Source organism: Pseudomonas sp. MONT-RG-20F-20-E-7-02 (genome assembly GCF_022662395.1).
Lineage (GTDB): Bacteria > Pseudomonadota > Gammaproteobacteria > Pseudomonadales > Pseudomonadaceae > Aquipseudomonas.
The window spans coordinates 67,133-88,581 of the sequence record NZ_JAKNQN010000011.1; the positions used below are offsets into that span (position 1 = coordinate 67,133).

Genomic DNA, 21,449 nt, shown 5'->3' on the forward strand with positions numbered 1-21,449 from the left:
AAACCCAAATCGCAGGCAAAAAAAATCCCGCAGCACCTCGGTGCGCGGGATTTCCTTTTATGTTTGGCGGAAAACCAGGGATTCGAACCCTGGGAACGCTATTAACGTCCGCCGGCTTTCAAGACCGCTATGCAACTGCCCGCAGGCCGTGGCCTTTGAATGTTCATTGTGATTGGCGTGAGGCGAGTATTTCACCAGAGATGGACGTCTTTTTCAGTGTTTCCCTCACTGGCAAAAGACTCACCCTCACGCGGAATCATTACTTGGCTTGGCGAAGCACGAGCTCCGAGAGACGGGTCTTAACCCGGAAGCAGAACTCGCGAATTTGAAATTGATAAGCGGGCATGACCATGTAGTTTAAATCGGGACCTAGTGAGTCTTTGATTTCCATGTACTTGGCCGTCTTGGCAGCAATGGCCTGGTATTCCGCCTCGTATTTGTTGTAAGACACTTTGTTGTAGACCTTTAAGACATCCAGCTCTTTACGGCATTGCTCAGCGCGATTTTGGTTCAGGTCTGTTTCTGATTCTGCCTTCGCGGATTCCGGAGCGGCAGGGACATGTGAATCAGCACGGGCGTTCGCAGGCGCAGCCTCGTAGCGGACTGTCCAGTTTTCTGGAGTGGTGTGTGCGACTTCAGGGGGGGCTTCCTGGACGACGGCAGGAGGTGGAGCCACGTCAGTTTTTTCTGGTGTTTTCGTAGCGCATCCCGAGAGGGCCAGTCCTACCACTACAACAATGCCACACATTTTATCCATCGGTTCCACCAAGAGTCCATTACGGTTGGCTGAGTCGTTAGGTTCTGGGTAAAGTAATAACTCACTCAATGATCGAGTGAAATTTTCTACCAGCCTCAAGGCGCTCAGCCTCTCTTCCTTGAGTACGCAGATGAACGATAATAGTAAAAAAACAAAAACATGACGAGTAAAAGCTCGCCAGAAAGGCTACAAATTTAATCGGTTAAATTAGTGTGGGGCCACGCTGCGCATGCGCCTGGTGGTGGCCCGTGTAAATCGCAGCGCCGATGGGGATGGCTGCCATTGTGGGCCAAGGGCAAGCGCCCCGAACCAATTGACGCCATTATAGGGACGGTCACCAAATGGATTTACCGAAGGATTGGTGAGGACGCCAAGCCCTTCGAATAGTCAAGGTTTCGCCCCCATGAGAAACCGTCTTACGCCATCAACCCCCAGAAACACAAAAGCCCCGCTAGTGCGAGGCTTTCGTCTGAATCTTGGCGGGAAACCAGGGATTCGAACCCTGGGAACGCTATTAACGTTCGCCGGTTTTCAAGACCGCTACGCAAACTCAAGTGGGCCGGTGCTTTGAAGGCCTTCGGCGTTCCATTACTGACGGAAATCATCCGAGCTACAGACCGCATTCTACAAGGGGCGCGGTTTTAGTTTTGGAACTGATTTTGCCCCTCTCTCCGGCCTCCTGCCGACTTAAATCAAATACCTCTTTACACCCACTGCTACGCTGTTCATTCAACCGAGGAACAGACATGCCGAATACCGACCTACTACCCTCCCTGCTCTCGAAGCTCTACGAAAATCAACTCGCCCTCGAAGCGTCCATCATGGAGCTCTCGAATTGGGTTGAGCAGCGCGGCTCCGCAGACGTCGCAGAGAACATCCGCGGCGCTTTGCACACCATCGACGAGAACGAGGAGTTCATTAAGCTGACATTGGCGGTGCTGATGGCGCCGGAATAATCGTTACTTACAGGTGACTGACCAGAGTTGGTCCAGCCGCGTTGTGTAGCTCTGGCTCATCATCTCGCGGCGCATTCCCCAGTCGGGGTTCGTTGGCACACTGGCCGACCGTAGCGTCCCCCTTCCCCACCTGTCATTGATCTGGTCTAACACCGTCATGACCCTTGTTGCCTCTGCCGGCTGCGACATCGCAAAAAGGTCGTCGGTATATTCCCCTGGCTGACAAAGATTCAGCAACATCACTTCAGCCTTGCTGTATTTGAAACCTGGCCGAAAAATGCGGTCGAGCGCATCGACGGCAGCCTTTGTCAGCAATCTCACGTCGTCTGTTGGATATGGCATATCCACCACCACGCCATTGGCATACTTCGCCTCCTCCGCGTTGAACATCCCGGTGCGAATGCAGACACGTACTTTCTTGCAGAGCGAGTTCTGCGAACGGAGCTTTTCCGAGGCTCGCATCATGTAGGTGGCCACCGCCTCCTTGATCGGCGGAAGTTCGGTGAGACGCTTTCCGAACATCCGGCTACAGCAGATTTCTTGCTTGGGTGGGTCAGGCTCATCCAGTTCCAGGCATGAGGTGCCGGCGAGCTCGCGGGCAGTCTTCTCGATCACCACGCTGAATTTTTTGCGGAGCGTCCAGGGGTCGGCTTTGGCCAAGTCCATAGCGGACTTGATGCCCAGTGCGTCGAGGTGGAGCTTCATCTTCCGACCTACGCCCCACACCTCAGAAACGTCGGTGTTGCGAAGTACCCAGTCACGCTTGACCGTATCAGTGATGTTTACCACCCCGCCGGTCTGCGCTTGCAGGCGCTTCGCAGTATGGTTCGCGAGCTTGGCGAGTGTCTTTGTACTGGCAATGCCAACGCCTACTGGGATGCCGGTGCATCGAAGTACTTGGGCCCGGATCTGCCGCCCCAGCGCGTCCAGCCCATCAATCCCCGTGAGATCGGCGAAGGCCTCGTCGATGCTGTAGATCTCGACGGCGGGCACCATCGATTCGATAAGGGTCATCACGCGCTCACTCATATCGCCATAGAGCGCGTAATTCGAGGAAAAGGGGATGATCCCGTGCTGCTTGAGTTTGTGCTTTATCTGAAAGTACGGCTCGCCCATCTTGACGAATGGCTTGGCGTCATAGCTCCGGGCAATCACACAGCCATCGTTGTTGCTCAGCACGACGATTGGAGTCTTGGCCAAGTCGGGCCGGAATACTCGCTCGCAACTGGCGTAAAAGCTGTTGCAGTCGATCAGTGCGAAGACTGGTGGATTAGACATGGCTGCGCACGGTGCTGGTGATCACGCCCCAGATCGATAGTTCATCGCCCTCCAGTACGTAGCGCGCCGGATATTTAGGATTTTCGGAAAGGAGAATCACCTCTTTGCCGCGCTTGCACAGGCGTTTGCACATCGGGTCATTATTCAGCAGCGCCACAACAATGTGCCCGTGGGCTGGCTCGATTGAACGGTCAACCACCGCAAGGTCGCCTTCGAAGATTCCGGCTCCCTGCATGCTTTCTCCCGTGATCATCACCAGGTAAACGTGCGGCGCTCTGATGTTGAGCACTTCATCCAAAGAAATATGCTGCTCGATATGGTCGGCCGCAGGGGACGGAAAGCCAGCAGGCACGTGAAACGAACAAAGAGGGAGTTTCGCGCCGCCGCTGGCTATCGGGCCCAGGATGTTGAAGCTCATGACAATGCCTTATGCAAATACTGTACGAATGTACAGTTAACTTTGTAAGCGGCTTGCGGTCAATTTCTCTGTAGGGGATTTCGACAGGCGGAGGTGTTCTGTGTGTGGACGATTTGTGCAGTACGAGGGAATGGCGATCTACATTGAGGAGTTGAACCCTCAGATCGAATTGTTCAGTGGCTACGACGCAGAACCGATCAACCGGTATAACGTAGCGCCTACGACTCGCGTGCAGTTGCTGCACAGCAAAGAGGACGGGTTGCACATTGACGCCGTGCACTGGGGATGGGCCCCGTTTTGGGCGAAAGGAAAACGACCAGATCCGATTAATGCTCGGGTCGAGACCGTCACTACTGGCAAATTTTTCAAACAACTGTGGCCAAAAGGCCGGGCAATCGTGCCGAGCGAAGGCTGGTATGAATGGGTGAAAGACCCGGACGACCCGAAAAAGAAGCAGCCCTACTTCATCCGATTGAAAAGCAGAAAGCCGATGTTCTTTGGCGCCTTGGCCCAGGTGCATCCGGGTCTTGAGCCGCACGAAGGTGACGGTTTCGTCATCATCACCGCTGCGAGCGATCAGGGCATGGTCGATATACATGACCGCAGACCGTTAGTGCTTACACCGCAGCATGCAAATGAATGGCTTGAACCAGATCTTCCACCATCCCGCGCCGAAGAAATTGCGAAAGAGCTGTGTCTGCCGACCGAAGAGTTCGAGTGGTTTCCTGTTGGAAAGGCCGTCGGGAACGTCAGGAACCAGAGCCCCGAACTCGTTGAGCCGTACCCATCAGCTGAAAAACCACATGACGAACACGACGGTGATGACCCAACCAAGGGTAAGCAGAAATGAAAGACCTGCAAGCCGCTTATCCATGGTGCCCTGACTGTTAACTCAATGATCGCAATACGAACGCCACGACTGATGGTAGTTCAACGACGTCATTGTGCAATCGCCCTGGCATACGCCTGGCACGCTCGCAACGCGATCACGGCGTTATCACCATCGTCGGTGATGGCGATAATTCTTTGAGCATGCGCTGGGTCAAGTTGGGCTCGACGGGCTGCATGAACCACGCCGACGGCGCCGCCGGTGGTAGGCACGTTGCAGACACTGGCTGTATCCGTGGCGTCGAGAAGGACTGACAACCGCAACTCAGTAGTAGCAAGGTGGTCACGCAGAAGAGCCTGGTTGCTCTGAGCATCGGATAATTCCTTGGTGTGTTGTTGGTCCAGGGTGGCGAGTTGCAGCTCGGTGGCCAGCCGCTTGTCCTGCTCGGAGGCCTGCTGACGCCAGGCCTCGCCGGTGATTGCGTCCAGGTCTTTTTGGTGCGCAATGCCCTGCTCAGCGAGCTGCTCGGCGAGCTTCTTTCCCAGGCGCCAGTCCTGAACCTGCCAGGTCACGCCGCAGGCACCGGCCATCAGCACCAGAACCAGCACAGCTAGAACGACCAGATTCTGCACCTGCGTCATGCCAGCGCCCGCCGCACGCCTTCGGCCAAGACTGCGCCAGGATAGGCATAGCCCGCATTCTCGTGATGGATGATCGCCTTCACGAAGCCAGCCATCACTGCCGGCTGGGTCAGGTCGACCTCGGCACCTGGCCGAGAGCCGGTGTTTGCTTCGACGGCGCGCACATAGGCGGCGGTATCGTTCTCTACCGACGGCGCCCAGCGGCTGATAATAGCCTTCACCGTCCTCAAGCCGTGTTTGCGTTGATACGTCAGCAGCACCTTACCCAGGGCACGGATACCGTTCTCAGCACTATCGAACCGGGCGAAGCGCGTTTCGATAGTTGGATCTGGCTTGAGCTGGCCTTGCCACTGGTTGGCCGGGTTGTAATCGATGTTGCCGGGGTTCCTGTTGCGCACCCCTCGGGTTTCGATCAGAGGCATAGCATTCTCCAGGCGAAAAAAAACCGGCTCGCGGGCCGGGCTCATTGAGATCTTGCAGAGCTTTCAAACGTCAGGTTTATCGGGCCACGACGGAGACTGCGCCAGCAGATCTACGGCCTTTAGAGCGCGGCAGTAGCCTTGCCACGCTTTGGCACTGGCGGTTTCTTCGTCCGTTGCATCACCCAACTGCAAGGACATAAGCAGGGGCGTCATGGCCTGAGAAGCCGACTTAAGCAGCGCCTCCTGGCGGTCCGTATTGGCGGCAAGGTTTTCCTGTGATGACGGCGGGGGAAACGGATATTTTTTAATCTCTCCCTTAGCGTCGCGCGTCCAGACCCCGTCATTTTCCTGCATGGTTTTCAGCCATAGCTCTTCGCTAACCGACGCAATATTTTTAGGCAGAGGGTCTGCCACATCAGCGTTCATCGGTAGTCGGGCGGACAGCGTCCCGTCATCGTTAAAAACAATATAAAACTTTGTCATTTTAGTGCCCCCACGCCAATACGTAAGATGGTCCGACTGCTGCAGTTACAATACCTACCGCAAGTCCCACGCTTGAATTATTTGGCAGAACAGAAACCTCCAGCGGTCCCTGGCTACCACCAATCATTGTTCCGGTAACCCCGAACACCTCATTAGGAAACCTAATCGGGAAATTCCAGGTATAACTAACTTGCGTACTTAGCGTAGGGGTCTTAGTCCATTGCAAAATTAACCCGCCGAGAAAGTCGGGAAATTTAATATACCCGGTCGCCCCTTTAACGATCTGGAATCCAAAAACGCTATATGCTTTGGATGCAAGGTACGTGACCGTACCGTTCACATGGCGCATATACGGGTCAGACGTGACATCGCCGCCGCCAGCAAACCCGGCGGTCGTGCATCGATCACCATCAACTTTTTCGGCGGGGTTAAAGTTTGCGCCTGTCCAAATGCTGGAGCCAAAAATAGTGGCGGTTTTGCTCGCCATATTCAAAATTAAGGGATATAGAGTTTTACCACCGTATGCGGCAAACATGCGGAAAGTATCGGTTACTACGTCCATATATACTGCTGTTGTAGGCGTAATAAACGCAACCTCTGGAGAATCTTCCGTTCCGTTAAACATCTCCAATTGTCCCGACATGTTACCGCCGGTTTTTTTAACTACTCCCTCGACAAGCTTGTCACTTTGAGTCTTAGTGTATACGTCTTTGATTTCGTAGCCGGCAACATCTTTGGGTTTGTTAGCTACGTTCTCCCACTTAACGGATGTAGCAGCTACGATTTTGGAAATAGCCTCAGCAAGCTGGTTAGTCTTTAACTCATCGGGCTTTATTCCTGCCGCTTCCAAAACACTAAGAATTTCATGTGTGACACTGTTCCCCCACACAGAAGGGATAAGCGAGCCAGGTTGCCCAGTCGTCGTGTTTTCATCGATAAACTGACCATTAATAAGCCCCACACCGGGAACACTTTTAGGAAAATCCACGTTCAATCCTTAATCATAATTAATGTGCACAATGGTGTGCGCCGGTGCTGCTCTTCGGATAAGGCATTCAATGGTGTCGCCTGGATTGCGTCCGAAACGCTCACCCCAAAAACTGGCACCAAAGCGCCGGCCCGCGCGGTGTCGGCCCCCCGTGTTCAACACCCACATAAACTGAGCGTTCCAGGTGCCGAAGCGCGCTACGCCAAAACGAGAGCGCCCCATGCGTGGCGCGCGATGTTCGGTAATGCTCGCGTTGGGGTAGCCCTGGCTCACGGCGATGTCGATAAGGTAGGAAAGTTTCTGACTACCCACCGCGACCAGTCGGCGGCGCACGGCCAGCTGGCGATCCTCGAAAGCCGGTTTTTCTCCCAGGCATGGGTCGGGCAGTTTCATTACCCGCTCCCAGTCGGGCACCAGCTCGCGCACCAAATCGGGGTCGCTCTCGGCCAGCAAGTCGGATAGCCGTAGATCCTCGCGGGCCAGCTCAACAGAGCCCGCCTGCAGCAACTGGTGAACCTCGGGCACCAACTCCGTATCCCAGGCCGGCCCCGGCGGTAGCAGCGCGACCATTTGTTGGTAGTAGTCTTCCGCTGTCCTTATCGCCATGCGATCCCCCCAAAGGTCAGCAGCTCATTGGCCGCCGGCACCACGTCGCCTGCAGGGCTTAACAGCGCGTGATCTATTTCCCCTGCCGCGCCGCTGATCGCCTCCCGAATATGTGTATTCAAAAGCGTGCCGCCAAGCTCAGCCTCTCGGCTATGCAGGTCCACAAGTTCGGCCTCGACCGCTTGCCGGATTGCACCGCTATCCGGCATCAGCTTGATTACGTACTGAACAGGCTTTTCTATCGGTGCCAAAACGGCCAGTTCGGCTGTCACCGGCCGTTCACCCTCGATATAAGCCAGGGCATCCGCTAACGCCTCAGGTCCAGGAATAGGGCTTAAATCGCCGTCTCTCGCAATGAACACGGCTACCGTACCTGGCCCCATCCACTTAGGGCGCACCCATGCACGGGTCACACCTGGCACCTCAAGCGCCCAGGTTTCGTAGTCGCTGGTGTTACCACCGTGAGGGATAACACGATAGGAGCGAACTACCCGGGCGCGCAGGGACTCCAGCCCTTCCTGCTCCGTCCCGCCAGAAATACCAGGGGCAAGAACGGTAAACGTGTCGGCGATCCCCAGCACGGGAGACACCGTGCGCAAAACAGTCCCCGCCGGGGTGTTGCCCAGCACGCCCGTTTCAACTGCCTCTAATGAGGCAACACCTGCAGTACCGGCGAGCGTTACGGATAACGAAACCCGGAAGCGCTGGCCATCGTCACGCTGCAGCAGCGTGCCGGCATCGAGCAGCGCATGCGCTGCGCCTTTAAAACTGGCAGTGCCTTTGGCTGCAACCGCTGGCAATCGGTCACGTTTAAGCCTTGACCGCGCCATTCTGCGCAACGTGTCCTCATCCGCTGTATCGGGCAGGATTTGTTGAGCGATGTACTTTTGATGGGCGTAACGCCCGTATGAACTTGCGGAATGCACCCGGGCTAATACCTCAGCATCGGAGCGCAGCAGCGCGCTAGCACCTGCCAAATCGCTACGGGCGCGGCTGATCAGCTCCGGCATAGTCGGAGTGTTAAACGGCATGGATCACCTGCCACAAGTTATCAAGAGAAAATTCCAGCGCCGTACCGTCTCGGAAGACCAACGATATGCGCATGCCTAGGCGGTCGACGCCGCGCGTGGTGGTGATGTCGACGGACACCACGCGCCCGTCATCGAGCATCCATTGCAGCGACTCCCGGGCGAACGTCGTGGCGTCCCTTACCGTGTCCGCGTTGAGGGTTCGGCGGCGCAGCTGCCACAACCGGGAACCAATTTGGTCATTGGTCAGCGTGGGAAAACTGTCACCCCACCAGCCATAGCGCTCGCCGTCATCAAGCGCGTCATCATTGCCGGCGCGGCGCCAGGTCAACAGGCTGACAACCGCCGCCCGCCGCCACACGCTTTCGGTTACGTCTTCGTTAATAATTGGCATGATCAGCCCGCCGCTGCAGGTGGGCCGGAAAGGCCGTCGCCCTTCATGACTTCGGTGTGGCCATGTTTAACCTGGCTAATGCCGGCAGCCACCTGATCACCTGCAGAAACAATCTTGCCGGTGGTGCGTATCTCCGGCGTGTCGAACTCGACCGCCGTATCTGCCTTGACCTTAAGGGTCATGGTTTCGATCTCAATCACCCGGCCGCGCTTAAAGTGCAGCTTGTCGCCTTCATCGGTGTAAAGCGCTACCTCTCCGCTCTCCAGCCCCTGCAGGCGAAAGCGCCGGTCAGCGACACAGACCACCACGCCGTGTGAGCGGTCACCGCCAAAGAAGCCCGCCAACACTTCGGCGCCGCCCTTGGCGTTTGAGGTGAAACCGTAGGGCTCAAAATGCTCCATGCCGTCCTTGACCTCATCCGCCATCAGCCGAACCTGCAGTTCCTGCATTTTGCGCATCGGCTCAACCAGGCTAAGAACGCCACGCACCAAGATGTTTTTAATGTTGCTCATTCGGGCTTCCAGTCGGCAGGAATCAAGTATTCGAAGTTGTCAGCGGCGCCGCCCTTCTTGAGCTTGCGCGATTTGTGGCGGTCCTTCGGTTCGGGTAGAAAGGCCTCGGCCGGGGCGACCGAAAGGCTGCAGGTGGTGCCGCTCTCGTCGAGGTCGTACTTCACCTCACTAATCAACATGTCCCGGTCCATGCCCAAGGCGGGGTCAACCACACGAACAATCAAATTCACCCGCCACAACGCGCCGTTTGATTGCCGCCATCCCTGAACCTTGTAATTCAACGTCAGCGCCTTACCAATGCGGTTGCCGCGCTCCCAGTTCGCCCTGGCCTGGACAAGCTCTGAACTCATCTGGCCGCTTTCCTGAATCAGCAGCACACGACGACGCGGCGCGCGGCTATCGGTAACCGTGGCGGAGACCTCTGAAACCGTCTTGCCGTTTTCCTCGTCCGTGCCCTTGCGCTGGCCGATTACGCGGTACTCTGAAAACACCCCGGAAAAATCCAGATCAGACGCGCCTGTCAGGATGTTCTGGCCCAGTTCCAAGCGATCCACTGCACGGCCGGCGCTGCCCGGCGAGACGATCACCAGGCGGCCCAGTTCGTCGTCAGTCGACAGCAGGCGCGAAAGCGTTAACAGCCGGTCAATGGATTCAAAAACCGTCTCGCCAGGCTCTATCGTGTGGTCCGCGATTTGGCTGGTTTCGGCCACCTGGCTGATAACGTCAATGTCATAGGACGAGGCCAACGCCTTAACGATTGTCTGCAGACTTTGCCCGCGCCATTGGCCGGGTTTGTTGATCGCTGCGCAGTCGACCAGATCCGCCGTCTTGGAGCGGCCGCCAATGCCCCGGGTGATTTGCTTGGCGTCGTAGCTAATCGGCGTCTTGAAGACGAAAGCCGTCAACACGTGGTCGGCACCAATACGAATGGCGCAGCGGTCGCCCTGGCGAATGGGGATAGGCGCGTCCCCGGAAAGCTCCCACGTCACGCCAACGTCGAACGAACGGCACTGGCGCTCAATGGATGCGGTGATGCTGACTTTCGTCCAGCCGCTGTAATCCATGCCGTTGACACTCAGTGTCACAGCGTTTTGCGGTTCCATTGGGGTTACTCCTGGGCGACTTGCAACGGCAGCGGCGGTAAGAACCCCGGATGCTGCACGGCGTTACGCGTAACGATTTCATCGGCGCGCGATGCATCGCCGAACTGCTGATAGGCCAGCACGAACGCCGGCAAGGTTTGCTTCGGGGTGACCTCGATCAACCGCACGCCCGCCCGGGCCACTTCGGCCAGGTGTGCCCTGACCAGCTTTCTGGCGTTATCCAGGCGATCAAAGTGCGCGTAGGGGGCCAGCAGTTGCGCGTCCCATATCTCTGCACTGATCAAATCGCGCAGCACCAGCACATCGTCAGTAACAGGAACCTCGACCCGCTCAATCGGCGCCGCTACCTGCTGTTCCAAGGTAGGAACGCCAGGCAGCGCCGGCGGCGCCTGCACCACCGGCATAGCCGCGACAATGCGCAACGCGTCAATGATCAACACGTCACGCACCAGGTCACGCGTAGCCGTCACGGCCGCGACGGTGGCCGCACCACCTGCAGGCGCAGGCAGTGCAGCAATGCTGCGAGCAGCGTCTACCTTGCTCCCAGCGGTCCGACGCGAAAGGCTGAATCGGTCGAAGTCGTTAGCCATACCAGAGAACTGCGACTGCATCATGGTCGCCAGATTGTTCGGGAAGTTCGCCACCATGTCGGCCAGCGTGACCACAGAGCTAACCAGGCCCGTTATCTGGCTGATTTCCTGCTGAATGAACATCTGCACACCGGCCAGGCCGTTCTGCAGCGCCTTGATGCTCAGGCGGGCTTTGTTGACCAGGGCCATCGCAGCCTTGTACCGCGCTATCGCCGAATCCAAGAGGCTTTCATTCTCGGCCTCCAACTGGCGCGCCGTGTTCGGCACGCCGGCCGGGTAGCCCTTTTCGCCTCCTTCTACAAACATCAGCTCAAAGCGAGCTACACCGCCCTCATTCCAGGCATGGCCCGCCGAACAGTCTGTAGCGGTGCCATACATCTGCCCATACCATGGATGAATCAGCGTCCCCGGCCCGGGCTGGTTCAACGCTTTCAGCAAGTTGTCGCGCTGAAAGAAACAGTCCTCCCCCACCACAAAAGCGGAAAACTTGATGATCCGGGTTTGCTCGCCCAGGTCTTCAACAAATGGCTTATTGCGCTGGGGAAATTCATGCACCTGTGTCCGGCGACCTACGGGGGTGCTTTCCGAATCAACGTGAAACGGCACCCCACGAAAGGACGCCGGTTGTAACTGCTCGCGCCAAGTGGCCATTACTTACCTCGACAGGCTACGGGTGCCCAATTGCTGATCGACCTTAAGGCCTGGCTGATTGGTAGAACTTTCCACGCGCGTACCTGGCGGCGCGCCTTCCATCTTGATAAGCAGCGAGCCTTCCAGATTGGTGCGCTGATTGGCTGCGGCTTGCTGATTGATCGACGGCGCACCAGGGGCACGCAACAGGGATTTAGCATCCAGGCCACCCATGGACGCATTGCGCGCCGACTGGGTAGTAATCGCCCTATCCACCGCGTCAGCCTGCACAAAGGCGCCTGTACCGCCCCCGGCACCTGCGTTTCTTTCGCGCTGTTCCTGCGCCCAGCCTTTGGCCTTTTCGGTCGCGGTCTTGATGATCCCGGGGCCGCCCTCACCCGCCCCCATGAATTTCAAGATGGGCTCGATGATCGGCTTGATGGTGTCCCACAACCCCTGAAACCACGCCGTGATTGGCGCCCAGTGCTTGATGATCAAACCCAGTGGGGAGAAGTCAAAAGCACCCTCCATGAAGTCAAAGAACGGCACAGACAGCGCCTTGACCAGCTCCCACGTCGCTTCAAAAAAATCCGTCAGCGGCCCCCAGTTTTCAATCACCTGGGCAAGCGGCGTGTAGGAAAAGGCCGTTTTCAGCCAACCCCACAGCACCATCGCCGGTCCTTGAATCTTTTCCCAGATAGCCTGGAAGTACGGGGCCACCGTCGACCAGTTGGCAATCAGCATGCCGGCGGCCATCGCCAGCCCGCGCACGACAATCCCGACGATGCTTTTCTTCGTCACGTTGTCGAACAGGGTCATAGCAAAAGTGGCGGCAACCACTGCCAGGCGCAGTACGGCAAAACCTGCAGCAGCCCCGACAATCGCCTTAATCAGCGCTGGGTTTGCAGAAACCACCGTCGATATTTGGGAGACGATTGGGCCGATGGCCTCAAGGAAGTCATTCAACGGCGGGAGCAATGCCGACCCGACAGAAATACCCAAGTCCGTAACGCGGTTTTGCATCAGCTGCAGGGCGTTCGCAGTTGTAGCCGCCCTGGATGCGTATTCCCTCTGCATCGAGCCGCCATACCGCTGCTGGTCGTTGACCAAGCCGAAGTTCTTTTGCAGCGTGTCCAAATTGGTCAACAGCGGCGCGATGGCCCCGACCGACTCCTTGCCGAACAGCTGCGTCAGCACGGCCGCCTGTTTGCTTTTCTCGACCTTGGCAATCGACTTAAGCACCTTGTTAATGGTGCCCTCGGAGTCAACCGACATGCCTTTGGCAATCGCCGCCGAGTCAAGGCGCAGCGCCTTGAAAGCCTGCTTTTGCGACTTGGTGGCCGCCGTGCCGGCAGTCAGCGTAAGCGCGAAGTTCTTCATGCCCGTCGCGGCCACGTCTTCGGCAATGCCCACACCTGCCAGAGAAGACGCCATCGCGGCAATCTGCCCCGCATTGAGGCCGGCGATTTCCCCCAGCGGGCCGATGGCCGTCACGATCTTGGATATTTGCCCAACCGTCGCGGCGCCGGTATTGCCCAACTCGTTAATCTTGTCGGCCAACACCACCACTTCGGTCTGGTTCAACTTAAACGCGGTCCGCCACTTCGCCATCATCGAGCCGGATTCTTCGGCCGTGGTGTCAAAGGCAATGCCCATCTTTACTGCGTCCTGCGCAAACGCATTCAGCTCGTCACGGGCAATGCCGGATTGACCACCCGCCGCCACGATAGCGGCGATACCCTCGGCCGACATCGGCAGCTCTTTGGACAGGTTGCGAACGTCCTGGCTCATCTCCTTGAACTGCTGCGGCGTATCGAAGTTAACCACCTTCTTAACGTCCGCCATGGCGCTTTCAAAGCCAATCGCGGCCTTGACCCCCATCACGAACGGCGCCGCAATGGCGCCGCCTTTCAGGGCTTCCATGAACGTGATTTTGCCGAGGCCAGTGCTGTTCAGCTGCTTGCGCAGCCCCATAGCGTTTTTACGAACGGTGCCCAGCATCGGCGACAGCTTGTCGACGCCGGTAATCAGCGCCTTGAGCTGGAACTTATCGGCCATCAATCCACCTGCTGTTCTCTCAAGATCCGGTGCGCTTGCTCGAAACTCTCAAGCAGCGCATCTATCGGCCGCCCCATCATGCTGTCGGGGTCGGCCTTCCAGAAATACGCCAGGTCATAGACCAGGCTGATTAAGCGGTCTGCGGAGTCGACGCCGGATTGATGAAAAAATTGATCAGCACCCAAGCCAGTTCATTCAGGTCGGCCAGGTCCAGCTGCTCGACAGAGCTTTGCGGGATCGCGGCGCAAACCGCGATGTACTTGCACACCACGTCAGGCTCCACCACTGGCATGCTGTTCTCGCTCAGGGTGTACGGCAGCGCCTTGATGGCCCGCACTTCCTTGGTAGTAGGACGGCGCACGTCCAGCTCGGTCAGCTGCTCGCCGTGTGCGGTGATAGGTACTTTCAGTTTGTGAATAGTCGTGTTGGTCATTACTGCCAATCTCCGTTAATGCCTTCAAATTTGAGGGTGAGTTTTCCGTCATCGCCGTTCACCGTGGCGTCATCCACCAGGTAAGCGCCGCTCAACACATACACGCTGCCGTCCTTGAATTCGGCGGTTACGGTCATGTTGGTGTTGGTAGTGATCTTGGCCAGGTCTAGACCCTTGGTTTTAACCGCGTCGACCTTCACGGACGGGGTCACGTCTTCTTCCTTGAAGTAACCCGGGCGGATGGTTTCGCGCTTGACCTTGGAAATAGGCACTTCAACGCCGCCCGTAATTACGAGCTGGCTACCGTCGACCTTGATGTAACAGGTTCCTGCGACTGCTTGGCCCATACGGCCTCCCATGAAAAAGCCCGCACTGGGCGGGCTGGGTGTTCAGTTGTCGGCTTACGCCGCTTCGGGGTATTGCGAGCGGAATTGGTACAGCAGCGCAAACACACGCAGCTGGTTCACCAGATCCGGCGGGAACAGGACGTTCAAGCGGTTCGGGTTGTTCGAGTCTCGCTCCACGATCAGGTTGGCCTTGAACATTTCTGCATTCTCGACCAGGCCCATGCGCTCCAGCTCACCATAGGCCGCGATCAGCTCGCCACGGATCACCATCGGGGTAACGATGGCTTGCCCTGGGCCGAAGGCGGTGCCGTCATTGGCGAGTTTGTGTCGCCCGTACTTGCTGGTAATGCGCGTGCGCAGAAAGCGAATCACGTACGCCGATTGGTGCAGTGGTTCACTGTCCAGATACGAATCATCGGCTTGCCCGTAAGCATTACGCTGATAGGTCGTAATAGCGCGCTGAATCCGCACAGAGCCGCCGGAATAGTTGAACGTGGCAATGCCGTTGCTCAACAGCGACTGGGCCTCATCAATCAAAAAGCGATCACTGGCCGCTGCCGGCTGGATCGCACCCAGTTCGCCGGTTTGAGTTGGGCGGGCCGGGTCTGCGTTGATAAACACAGCAGTACGCGCCATAAACTGCGCGACAATCTCCCACACCGGATTTGGCACGCTTTTCTCAAAGCCACCGATGCAGATATGCGGATCGTTTCGCGCACGCCCAACGGCCACCAGCTGGCCCAGCGTGCCGCGTTTTGCGCTGTACACATGCCCATAGAGTTGCTTGGACCATGACCAGCGGCCGGAACTCTCATCCATGGCAGCCTTCCACGCATCAAGCGTGGTGGGGTCGGTCCAGGGTTGGGCGATGAACTCGAAAGGCTCATCGCCCAGGGCGGCCAAAGCGACGGACATTTCAGGGGTTCCGGTGCCGCCGGCCATAACGGCCACTGTTGCAGTAATGCCAGGCGGCGTGAACTCTCCGTTTGCACGGCCCAGGCGGTTCAGCTGCAGCGTAATGTCATTGCCCAGCTCGCCCTTAAACTTGCAGGTCAACGTCACAACCGATTCAGCCGCTGCTGCAGTAACGGGCAGATCGATGTCATCGTTGATCGCCTGGGCGAGCGCCGCCGCCACAGCCGTAGCGCTGGCCAAAGCGGGGACAATTGAGCGAACCCGCTTACCCGCTACGTACAGATAGAGCAACCCGGCCTCTGTCGCCGTGCCCGTTACGGTAACGGCGGCTTTCGAAGCGGTGCCGGTTGTCACTTTCAGCGGCAAACACCAGACCTCGCCGGCAACGTCGATGCTGCGTAGACGCTTGTGCATCGCGGCCAGCATCGAGCCCTGTCCACCAATCAGGGCTGCCTGCGTCGACCGCGACACCAGCACCAGGCGGCCAACGTCTTCGTTATCTGCATCATCGTTCACCTGGGCGATGATCAGCCGGCGCAGACTTTCCTGGGCAGTGTTGGCCTGGGAGTTGTCGACCTCGGCATAAAACAGCGGCACCCGGATATCACTCGGGATAGTGTTAAACCCTACGCTCATACGTCAGCACCCCCCTTATCGGTCGGCGCGGCCTTGAGCGCCGCTGCGGGCTTCTTGGCGGGCTCGGCCTTGATCACGTCGCCGTCATCGATACGGCGTTGCCAGTAAGCGTTCAGGGGCACGGAATCGCCCTCTGCAGGCAGCAGGGCGCCGCCCTTGGCCGGGTCGGGAGTGTCCCGGCCGGCCGCTGGTTTCAGATAGATTTGCGTCACGGTTTCACATCCTCGCGGGCTTTGATTTCGATACGGCCATCAGGGCCGGTTGGGGAACGGTTTTTGTCGTGCATGGGGTCGATAAAATCGACATCGAGGTCTACCCCCTCAAACCCAGGCAACCCGTCTTGCTCGACCTCTTGCCAGGTCTCGGGCGGGCCAAGCGGCTGACCGGGCGCCACATCGTTGCGGCCAATCATGAATTCGGTGAAGAAGCGGAAGCGGTAGACCGCCTTGGCGCGGTCAATCAGCAACAGCTCGCCGTCGTCGTACTGCAGCGGATTGCCATCGCCGCCCGGCTTAAAGCCCACCAGCGCCCGCCAAAGCTCAGCGCGTAGATCGTCAATAAGGTCGGCAGCACCCTGCCCGCGCTCGTCTTCGCACCAGACCTCAACGTTTACGTCGATGGCGTCGCGGACCTTTTGACGAATCACCCCCGAAGTGTCGGAAGGCTCTGCAGAGTCTCCAATGCAGATCACATAGGCCGCCGGCATGTCGGTTTGCACGCTCTTGGCCACAGGATCCCAATCAAGGCCGCCATACACGCGGCGCTTGAAAGACGGGCAGGTATTGCGCAGGTGCTTGATGATCGGAATCAGCTTCACCGTTGAACTCCAGGCATAAAAAAGCCCCGGGGTACGGGGCTGGTGGACTTGGGCGTTCTAGCGCAGGCCGTCCGCAAACGCGGCGCCCAAGATTTTCTGAACGCCTGCAGACGAATCCTGCAAGGCGTCAGTCATGTAGTTGTCACGTGGGTCAATCCGCCAGCCTCCCGCACGCCTGGCCGCAACCAAATCAGCCCGCGCACCGCGTGCGCGACGGCTTCCGCTCGGTCGACCCTTGATCCGGGAACCTTGCTTTACGCCGTAGTGCAGGTAGGCAGGGTAAAAGGCCTGCATGTCGCTGGTCTTGGTCGGCGCAACCTTCACCATAAAGCCAGAGCGCGACACCTTGAACGTGACCGACTTCAAGAGCCTGCCGGTGCGTACACGCGGATAACCGGCATTACCCCGGGCCAAGGCCAGGTTCATCTGCGCTTTGCTGGTTACCAGGCGCCCGGCCTTGCGCATGCCGGCGCGGATTTTCGTCTTGTCGAAGGCTTCGCGGTCGAACTTATCGAAGCCCTCAATGTGCAAATAGCCGTCGACGCCAACCGAATTACTCATCGTAGATATCCCGTTTCGGCATCGACGGCGCGCTGGCCGGGTTGCCGGTGATTTCCTCGACCTCAAGCACCGTATCAATGCCGGATTCGTTTACATCGCCAACGCCCACCACCCGGAACAGGCGCTTACCCATGACCACCTCATGGCTGTCATCGATACCGGGCAGGCGCTTGAAGGTCAGGCGGTGGGTGATCTTCTTGTTGACCTGAATGCCGCTGTGCACCAGTAGCGTGCCCAACGGTTCCAGCAGCGCCCAGCGGCCGCCGACGCGCTTGTAACCCGACACCAGATCGGCGTCGTTCTCAGGCGTGTCATTGCGCACCCGAATCTCAATGCGTTTATCGCGCTCGCCAGCGGCTGGGTGCTTCATAGCGATATCCAGTTGTACGGCCCTACCAGGGCTTCAAATGCCAACGGCAAAGCCTTTGAACCCGTTGCAGCGGCTTCCGTGACGGCTTCGCGGTTGCGATACCAGTGCGCTACCAGCATTTTCATGGCCAGGGTTACGTCAGCCGTTACGGGTAACGCATTGTCGGGTGCCGTTGCCGGCAACAGGCCGCGAAGGTAGTCGTCATCGGCGGCAGCATGGGCCGGCGCATCGGCAGGCAGCTCGACCTGAAACAGCTTGCGGCCGATGCGGGTCTCGACCATTCGCCAGGCGGCGTAGCCGTAACCCTGCAGCAGCTCGTCTTCCTCGGTGTCGTCCAGCTCAAGCCGGCAATGCTGCTTAATTTGCTCAAGCGTCAACATGTGCACACAGGGGCCGCTTGCACGGCCCCGCTCCAGGCTTAGGCCTCGACTTCAGCGCCTTTGCCGGCCAATGCTTTGATGGCTGCAGTGTCCTGCAGGACGATGCCAAAGCGCAGGAAGGCCAGGAAGGCAACTTGACCGTACTCGGCGTAACGCTCGACCAAACGTTTCAGGGTCAAGCTGCGCACGGCACGCAAGATCAGCTCATTGAAGTCGCCGGCAAACATGAACTTCTTACCAGCGCCGATATCGGCAATGGCCTGATCGATCACGTATTGCTGTTTCAGGATGGTCGCCGGGCGGTCGCTGTCGATACCTGGCAGCCACAGAGGGCGTTTATTGCCGTCAACCATTTCTTCCATCGCCTGACAGGTCTTGTCGTTAAAGGCCAAGCGGAAATTAGGGGCCGCACGATAGGCCGGGTCGACCGAGTGAATCAGGCCGTTGACTTCCTGCCAGGTGAACTGGGATGCACTGGCCGTCACCTTGCCCACAGCTACAGCTGCCTCCAAACCTTTGGGCTGGGCCGGCGCGGTGTCCGTCTCGGCTGCCCCAGTGCCTTGCACGATCAGGCGGTTACGGGTGCGACCACAGCGCTTGCTGATGCGGCCGGCCAGGAAGGCTTCCATGTCGATACCGGAATCCTGCAGCAGCTGCTCAGAAACGCGGATGATTTTCGAACTAATGGTGTGGGAGCCCAGCGTGCCCATACCAAACTCAACATCCTTTTCGCCGGTCTGCTTGTTCTCGCCGATCAGCTCGCCTTCTTCTTCGCCGCCATTGCTCACCGCCCAGGCAATGGGCGCACCGTTATCGGTGTTGAGCAACTGACATACAGACGCGATACCGCCGTAGGTGCTCAGAGCCTCGATCACTTTCGCCTGCAGCGTGGTAGGCACCGTATAGCCGCCAGCTTCGGGGCCTTGTACGCCTTGGGCGCGCATGGCAAATACTGCCGAGCGCTGTTCTGCAGTTAGATGCTCAGCGCCGCCGCGCAAGAACGCATCGAAGGCGCTGCGCTGCTCAGCCTCGGCGCCGGTTGGCTCTTGCCGGTGCTGACTACCATGGCCGCCGTTACGGGCGCGCTCTTCGATAAAGGACTGATCGTTTTCGCGAAGCTCTTCTTCGCGTTCGATCTTCTCTTTCAAGGCTTTCAGGTCGACCTTGATAGCTTCCCACTTGGAGCGCGTTTCGCTGGTCCACACCTCGTCCCCGGTGCTTTCGTGCAGGCTGCGCATTTCGGCGGCTTTCTGGGCGTACTGTTCTTTCATTTGTTGCAGTGTCATAAATCCCCCAAGGGCTTAAAGGTCGTTCAAATCAAGCAGGCGCTCACGGGCTTCACGCTCAAATTGAGCGCGACCCTCAAGGCCTTCGTTTTTCGCCTGTTTCCAGGCGTCCAGGGAGCGCTGTGCAGCGCTTGAATCGGGATAGGCCGGGAATGACACCGGGCCCACGTCGCGCAGTTCAGCGATCTTGTAGATCGTCCGAACCACTACGCCGTCTTCTTCGTGCCAGGTGTCGCCGCCAGGGGCGACACGCATGGCGAAGCTGCTACCGCTCATGTCGCCGCGCTTCAACGGCTCGACAACAAGGTCACGAATGGTCTGCGTGTTCGGTGTATCGATCTCGTAGGCCAGGCCGCGCTGGTCGACAGAGAGCCGCAATGTGCCGCTGACCGTGCGCCCTAACAGATAGTTAGGGTCGTGGTTGAACAGCCCGCGTACGTCCTGGCCCAGCACGTCGTCGAATGCACCAGGGGCGATAAGCTCGACAAAGAAGCCGCCCAGCAGGTCGCTACGCTGATTGAACACAGCGCCGTAACCGGCAATGCGCGGTGACGCATTTTGGTCGCCGCCCTCTTCCACCGGGACAGCACGCAGCTCGCAGTGCTGCGCGGGCAGCATGCGTTTTTCAAAATCACTCATTGGATTATTCCTTTGGCGTTACGGGTAACGGCAAGCCGTCAGCGCCTAACAACTTGGTGTTGACGTTGAGCAACATCGAATCGAGGCCGGCCATAGGGTTGAGGTCTTCCAGCACGCGCACCTCATTGCGGGACATCCAGCCGTCTTGGATGGCAATGCGGTAGAACTCGGCGCGCTCTTTCGGGGTGCCGCGCAGCAGGCCGGCAAGGTTGAACTTGATGTAATAGCCGGCCAGGCGCTCAGCACGGGTAAACACCCGGCGGTTCAGTTCTTCTTCCCAGTTCTTGACCCAAGGCATAACCGAGTGCCGCACGAACTGGATGGCCTGTTCGCTGATATTGGAAAACGTGGCCTTCTCAAGATCGTTGATCATGTGAGAAGGCACGTTGAACATGCTGGCAATCTCGCTACGGGTCAGCTTGCGCGTGTCCAGAAACTGCGCGTCTTCGGGCGCAATAGTCAGCGCCTTGTAATCCAGATCCGCAGGCAGCAGCAATGTCTTGTTATCCGACTGCTTGAGCTTGCCCACGGCGCCGCGCCAAACGCTTTTCAGGCGCTCCCACCCATCACCCTTTAGATTTCCGTCCTTGAGCGTCAGCAGTCCCGTAGGGCGGCCACCACCTTCGAAGAACTCTTTGCCGTAACGCACGGCAGCCATGCCGAGGCCAACCGTTTCGGCGTTCTGCCGAATCGGACTGGTGCCCATGCGGCGACCCGATCCAATAGCGCGAAGGTGCACCATGTCCTCAGGCGCAACTGCCAGCGGCATGCCGTCATCGTCCTGCGTTGCATAGATCCAGCGGCCGCCGTTCTTCACCAGGTCAGTGACCTGGGGTTCGCACATTTCCAGCGCCTGCAGTTCGCCGCGGCGATTGCGCACAAGGCGCGTAAACCCATTCCCCCAGCCCAGCGTGTGGGCCTGCTTGGTCTCGCGCCATTTGTAAGAGGTTTGCCACTGATTGGGCTCATCGTGGAGCAGGTAGTGCGCCGGGTGATCCGTGGCCGGAACAATCCGCCCGTCGACCTTACGCAACACGCTTAACGGCAACTGCGCCATGGTGCTTGAAAGCACGTAGATACAGGCATACACCGCCGTCAGCCTTTGCGCCGTCTCAGGGCTTACCGTGATTCCATTGTTCGAACACAACAGCTCACCCAGTTCCTGGCTACTCATGTTGGTAGCTGGATTCTCCAAGCTGCGACTCTCGTACATCGCGCCCAGGATCATCGCTGAACCACCTTGATAGCGGCCACCAGCAGCAGACCACCACCAGCCATCAGCGCCCAGCCTGGGCCAAACTGGACGTGCAAGCCGGCAACAAGCAGGCAATAGCCTGCCGTCCCGACAAGTTCAGGTAGCCAAGTTTTCATA

At 58.2% G+C, this 21,449-nt stretch carries 28 protein-coding genes; 2 read left to right on the forward strand and 26 right to left on the reverse strand.

Annotation, left to right across the window (positions count from 1 at the left end; genetic code table 11):
• Window positions 1-259 precede the first annotated feature (259 nt).
• Entirely contained in the window at window positions 260-766 is a 507-nt protein-coding gene (locus tag L8I05_RS25735) for a hypothetical protein (protein WP_242173409.1), read from the reverse strand.
• Between the two features lie 737 nt (window positions 767-1,503).
• Between L8I05_RS25735 and L8I05_RS25740 the strand changes: the two genes are divergently transcribed.
• Entirely contained in the window at window positions 1,504-1,713 is a 210-nt protein-coding gene (locus L8I05_RS25740; protein WP_017528106.1) for a hypothetical protein, read from the forward strand.
• Between the two features lie 3 nt (window positions 1,714-1,716).
• On the opposite strand, the gene umuC is transcribed toward L8I05_RS25740, so the two are convergent.
• Window positions 1,717-2,991: a translesion error-prone DNA polymerase V subunit UmuC gene (gene umuC / locus L8I05_RS25745; RefSeq protein WP_242173456.1), complete on the reverse strand. Its 1,275-nt coding sequence runs from the start codon at window positions 2,989-2,991 to the stop codon at window positions 1,717-1,719.
• Complete coding sequence (locus L8I05_RS25750) at window positions 2,984-3,409, reverse strand: S24 family peptidase (RefSeq protein ID WP_242173459.1); 426 nt, start codon at window positions 3,407-3,409, stop codon at window positions 2,984-2,986. The genes umuC and L8I05_RS25750 overlap by 8 nt, the downstream gene beginning before the upstream one ends.
• Before the next feature lie 100 nt (window positions 3,410-3,509).
• Here L8I05_RS25750 and L8I05_RS25755 point away from each other — a divergent pair, with 100 nt between their 5' ends.
• Window positions 3,510-4,259: an SOS response-associated peptidase family protein gene (locus tag L8I05_RS25755; protein WP_242173463.1), complete on the forward strand. Its 750-nt coding sequence runs from the start codon at window positions 3,510-3,512 to the stop codon at window positions 4,257-4,259.
• Window positions 4,260-4,348: 89 nt separating this feature from the next.
• On the opposite strand, the gene L8I05_RS25760 is transcribed toward L8I05_RS25755, so the two are convergent.
• The 23 genes from L8I05_RS25760 to L8I05_RS25870 all read right to left on the reverse strand — a co-directional run bounded on the left by L8I05_RS25760 (window position 4,349) and on the right by L8I05_RS25870 (window position 21,448).
• Window positions 4,349-4,879 carry a lysis system i-spanin subunit Rz gene (locus tag L8I05_RS25760; RefSeq protein ID WP_242173467.1) on the reverse strand — a complete coding sequence of 177 codons (531 nt, stop codon included), beginning with the start codon at window positions 4,877-4,879 and terminating at the stop codon, window positions 4,349-4,351.
• Window positions 4,876-5,301, reverse strand: coding sequence for a structural protein (locus L8I05_RS25765; protein ID WP_242173469.1), 426 nt, complete (start codon window positions 5,299-5,301; stop codon window positions 4,876-4,878). Before L8I05_RS25765 ends, L8I05_RS25760 begins: the two co-directional genes overlap by 4 nt.
• Before the next feature lie 63 nt (window positions 5,302-5,364).
• Window positions 5,365-5,784, reverse strand: a complete 420-nt coding sequence (locus tag L8I05_RS25770; protein ID WP_242173473.1) for a tail fiber assembly protein — start codon at window positions 5,782-5,784, stop codon at window positions 5,365-5,367.
• 1 nt (window position 5,785) lies between these two features.
• The gene (locus L8I05_RS25775) at window positions 5,786-6,772 is read right to left on the reverse strand and encodes a hypothetical protein (RefSeq protein ID WP_242173490.1); all 987 of its coding nucleotides are present in this window, start codon (window positions 6,770-6,772) and stop codon (window positions 5,786-5,788) included.
• A gap of 9 nt (window positions 6,773-6,781) precedes the next feature.
• Window positions 6,782-7,378 (reverse strand): putative phage tail protein, encoded by a 597-nt coding sequence (locus L8I05_RS25780; RefSeq protein ID WP_242173493.1) that lies wholly within the window; start codon window positions 7,376-7,378, stop codon window positions 6,782-6,784.
• Window positions 7,369-8,409 carry a baseplate J/gp47 family protein gene (locus tag L8I05_RS25785; protein WP_242173496.1) on the reverse strand — a complete coding sequence of 347 codons (1,041 nt, stop codon included), beginning with the start codon at window positions 8,407-8,409 and terminating at the stop codon, window positions 7,369-7,371. The genes L8I05_RS25780 and L8I05_RS25785 overlap by 10 nt, the downstream gene beginning before the upstream one ends.
• Window positions 8,399-8,800, reverse strand: a complete 402-nt coding sequence (locus L8I05_RS25790) for a phage GP46 family protein (protein ID WP_242173499.1) — start codon at window positions 8,798-8,800, stop codon at window positions 8,399-8,401. The genes L8I05_RS25785 and L8I05_RS25790 overlap by 11 nt, the downstream gene beginning before the upstream one ends.
• A gap of 2 nt (window positions 8,801-8,802) precedes the next feature.
• Complete coding sequence (locus tag L8I05_RS25795) at window positions 8,803-9,312, reverse strand: phage baseplate assembly protein V (protein ID WP_242173532.1); 510 nt, start codon at window positions 9,310-9,312, stop codon at window positions 8,803-8,805.
• The gene (locus L8I05_RS25800) at window positions 9,309-10,415 is read right to left on the reverse strand and encodes a phage baseplate assembly protein (protein WP_242173551.1); all 1,107 of its coding nucleotides are present in this window, start codon (window positions 10,413-10,415) and stop codon (window positions 9,309-9,311) included. The genes L8I05_RS25795 and L8I05_RS25800 overlap by 4 nt, the downstream gene beginning before the upstream one ends.
• A gap of 5 nt (window positions 10,416-10,420) precedes the next feature.
• Window positions 10,421-11,656 (reverse strand): DNA circularization N-terminal domain-containing protein, encoded by a 1,236-nt coding sequence (locus L8I05_RS25805; RefSeq protein WP_242173554.1) that lies wholly within the window; start codon window positions 11,654-11,656, stop codon window positions 10,421-10,423.
• Window positions 11,657-11,659: 3 nt separating this feature from the next.
• Window positions 11,660-13,693, reverse strand: coding sequence for a phage tail tape measure protein (locus L8I05_RS25810; protein ID WP_242173558.1), 2,034 nt, complete (start codon window positions 13,691-13,693; stop codon window positions 11,660-11,662).
• Window positions 13,694-13,823: 130 nt separating this feature from the next.
• Complete coding sequence (locus tag L8I05_RS25815; RefSeq protein WP_242173560.1) at window positions 13,824-14,126, reverse strand: phage tail assembly protein; 303 nt, start codon at window positions 14,124-14,126, stop codon at window positions 13,824-13,826.
• Window positions 14,126-14,473: a phage tail tube protein gene (locus L8I05_RS25820; protein ID WP_242173579.1), complete on the reverse strand. Its 348-nt coding sequence runs from the start codon at window positions 14,471-14,473 to the stop codon at window positions 14,126-14,128. The genes L8I05_RS25815 and L8I05_RS25820 overlap by 1 nt, the downstream gene beginning before the upstream one ends.
• Before the next feature lie 54 nt (window positions 14,474-14,527).
• Window positions 14,528-16,024, reverse strand: a complete 1,497-nt coding sequence (locus L8I05_RS25825; protein WP_242173677.1) for a phage tail sheath subtilisin-like domain-containing protein — start codon at window positions 16,022-16,024, stop codon at window positions 14,528-14,530.
• Window positions 16,021-16,236, reverse strand: coding sequence for a DUF2635 domain-containing protein (locus L8I05_RS25830; RefSeq protein WP_242173680.1), 216 nt, complete (start codon window positions 16,234-16,236; stop codon window positions 16,021-16,023). The genes L8I05_RS25825 and L8I05_RS25830 overlap by 4 nt, the downstream gene beginning before the upstream one ends.
• Window positions 16,233-16,841, reverse strand: a complete 609-nt coding sequence (locus L8I05_RS25835) for a hypothetical protein (RefSeq protein ID WP_242173683.1) — start codon at window positions 16,839-16,841, stop codon at window positions 16,233-16,235. The genes L8I05_RS25830 and L8I05_RS25835 overlap by 4 nt, the downstream gene beginning before the upstream one ends.
• A 57-nt stretch (window positions 16,842-16,898) precedes the next feature.
• Window positions 16,899-17,402: a hypothetical protein gene (locus L8I05_RS25840; protein ID WP_242173700.1), complete on the reverse strand. Its 504-nt coding sequence runs from the start codon at window positions 17,400-17,402 to the stop codon at window positions 16,899-16,901.
• Entirely contained in the window at window positions 17,395-17,772 is a 378-nt protein-coding gene (locus L8I05_RS25845; RefSeq protein WP_242173719.1) for a head-tail adaptor protein, read from the reverse strand. Before L8I05_RS25845 ends, L8I05_RS25840 begins: the two co-directional genes overlap by 8 nt.
• The gene (locus tag L8I05_RS25850) at window positions 17,769-18,152 is read right to left on the reverse strand and encodes a head-tail connector protein (RefSeq protein WP_242174374.1); all 384 of its coding nucleotides are present in this window, start codon (window positions 18,150-18,152) and stop codon (window positions 17,769-17,771) included. The genes L8I05_RS25845 and L8I05_RS25850 overlap by 4 nt, the downstream gene beginning before the upstream one ends.
• A 38-nt stretch (window positions 18,153-18,190) precedes the next feature.
• Window positions 18,191-19,438, reverse strand: coding sequence for a phage major capsid protein (locus L8I05_RS25855; RefSeq protein WP_242173735.1), 1,248 nt, complete (start codon window positions 19,436-19,438; stop codon window positions 18,191-18,193).
• Window positions 19,439-19,453: 15 nt separating this feature from the next.
• A complete protein-coding gene (locus L8I05_RS25860) occupies window positions 19,454-20,077 on the reverse strand; it encodes an HK97 family phage prohead protease (protein ID WP_242173738.1) in 624 nt (207 codons plus the stop codon).
• Between the two features lie 4 nt (window positions 20,078-20,081).
• Window positions 20,082-21,251, reverse strand: coding sequence for a phage portal protein (locus tag L8I05_RS25865; protein WP_242173774.1), 1,170 nt, complete (start codon window positions 21,249-21,251; stop codon window positions 20,082-20,084).
• Window positions 21,252-21,301: 50 nt separating this feature from the next.
• The gene (locus L8I05_RS25870) at window positions 21,302-21,448 is read right to left on the reverse strand and encodes a hypothetical protein (protein ID WP_242173791.1); all 147 of its coding nucleotides are present in this window, start codon (window positions 21,446-21,448) and stop codon (window positions 21,302-21,304) included.
• Window position 21,449 lies beyond the last annotated feature (1 nt).

What these genes read in the sequence shown, in the direction of transcription:
- L8I05_RS25740 (WP_017528106.1), top strand. Translation starts at nt 1,504, where the DNA reads ATGCCGAATACCGACCTACTACCCTCCCTGCTCTCGAAGCTCTACGAA.
- umuC (WP_242173456.1), bottom strand. Translation starts at nt 2,991, where the DNA reads ATGTCTAATCCACCAGTCTTCGCACTGATCGACTGCAACAGCTTTTAC.
- L8I05_RS25750 (WP_242173459.1), bottom strand. Translation starts at nt 3,409, where the DNA reads ATGAGCTTCAACATCCTGGGCCCGATAGCCAGCGGCGGCGCGAAACTC.
- L8I05_RS25760 (WP_242173467.1), bottom strand. Translation starts at nt 4,879, where the DNA reads ATGACGCAGGTGCAGAATCTGGTCGTTCTAGCTGTGCTGGTTCTGGTG.
- L8I05_RS25765 (WP_242173469.1), bottom strand. Translation starts at nt 5,301, where the DNA reads ATGCCTCTGATCGAAACCCGAGGGGTGCGCAACAGGAACCCCGGCAAC.
- L8I05_RS25770 (WP_242173473.1), bottom strand. Translation starts at nt 5,784, where the DNA reads ATGACAAAGTTTTATATTGTTTTTAACGATGACGGGACGCTGTCCGCC.
- L8I05_RS25780 (WP_242173493.1), bottom strand. Translation starts at nt 7,378, where the DNA reads ATGGCGATAAGGACAGCGGAAGACTACTACCAACAAATGGTCGCGCTG.
- L8I05_RS25785 (WP_242173496.1), bottom strand. Translation starts at nt 8,409, where the DNA reads ATGCCGTTTAACACTCCGACTATGCCGGAGCTGATCAGCCGCGCCCGT.
- L8I05_RS25790 (WP_242173499.1), bottom strand. Translation starts at nt 8,800, where the DNA reads ATGCCAATTATTAACGAAGACGTAACCGAAAGCGTGTGGCGGCGGGCG.
- L8I05_RS25795 (WP_242173532.1), bottom strand. Translation starts at nt 9,312, where the DNA reads ATGAGCAACATTAAAAACATCTTGGTGCGTGGCGTTCTTAGCCTGGTT.
- L8I05_RS25800 (WP_242173551.1), bottom strand. Translation starts at nt 10,415, where the DNA reads ATGGAACCGCAAAACGCTGTGACACTGAGTGTCAACGGCATGGATTAC.
- L8I05_RS25805 (WP_242173554.1), bottom strand. Translation starts at nt 11,656, where the DNA reads ATGGCCACTTGGCGCGAGCAGTTACAACCGGCGTCCTTTCGTGGGGTG.
- L8I05_RS25810 (WP_242173558.1), bottom strand. Translation starts at nt 13,693, where the DNA reads ATGGCCGATAAGTTCCAGCTCAAGGCGCTGATTACCGGCGTCGACAAG.
- L8I05_RS25815 (WP_242173560.1), bottom strand. Translation starts at nt 14,126, where the DNA reads ATGACCAACACGACTATTCACAAACTGAAAGTACCTATCACCGCACAC.
- L8I05_RS25820 (WP_242173579.1), bottom strand. Translation starts at nt 14,473, where the DNA reads ATGGGCCAAGCAGTCGCAGGAACCTGTTACATCAAGGTCGACGGTAGC.
- L8I05_RS25825 (WP_242173677.1), bottom strand. Translation starts at nt 16,024, where the DNA reads ATGAGCGTAGGGTTTAACACTATCCCGAGTGATATCCGGGTGCCGCTG.
- L8I05_RS25840 (WP_242173700.1), bottom strand. Translation starts at nt 17,402, where the DNA reads ATGAGTAATTCGGTTGGCGTCGACGGCTATTTGCACATTGAGGGCTTC.
- L8I05_RS25845 (WP_242173719.1), bottom strand. Translation starts at nt 17,772, where the DNA reads ATGAAGCACCCAGCCGCTGGCGAGCGCGATAAACGCATTGAGATTCGG.
- L8I05_RS25850 (WP_242174374.1), bottom strand. Translation starts at nt 18,152, where the DNA reads ATGTTGACGCTTGAGCAAATTAAGCAGCATTGCCGGCTTGAGCTGGAC.
- L8I05_RS25855 (WP_242173735.1), bottom strand. Translation starts at nt 19,438, where the DNA reads ATGACACTGCAACAAATGAAAGAACAGTACGCCCAGAAAGCCGCCGAA.
- L8I05_RS25860 (WP_242173738.1), bottom strand. Translation starts at nt 20,077, where the DNA reads ATGAGTGATTTTGAAAAACGCATGCTGCCCGCGCAGCACTGCGAGCTG.
- L8I05_RS25865 (WP_242173774.1), bottom strand. Translation starts at nt 21,251, where the DNA reads ATGAGTAGCCAGGAACTGGGTGAGCTGTTGTGTTCGAACAATGGAATC.
- L8I05_RS25870 (WP_242173791.1), bottom strand. Translation starts at nt 21,448, where the DNA reads ATGAAAACTTGGCTACCTGAACTTGTCGGGACGGCAGGCTATTGCCTG.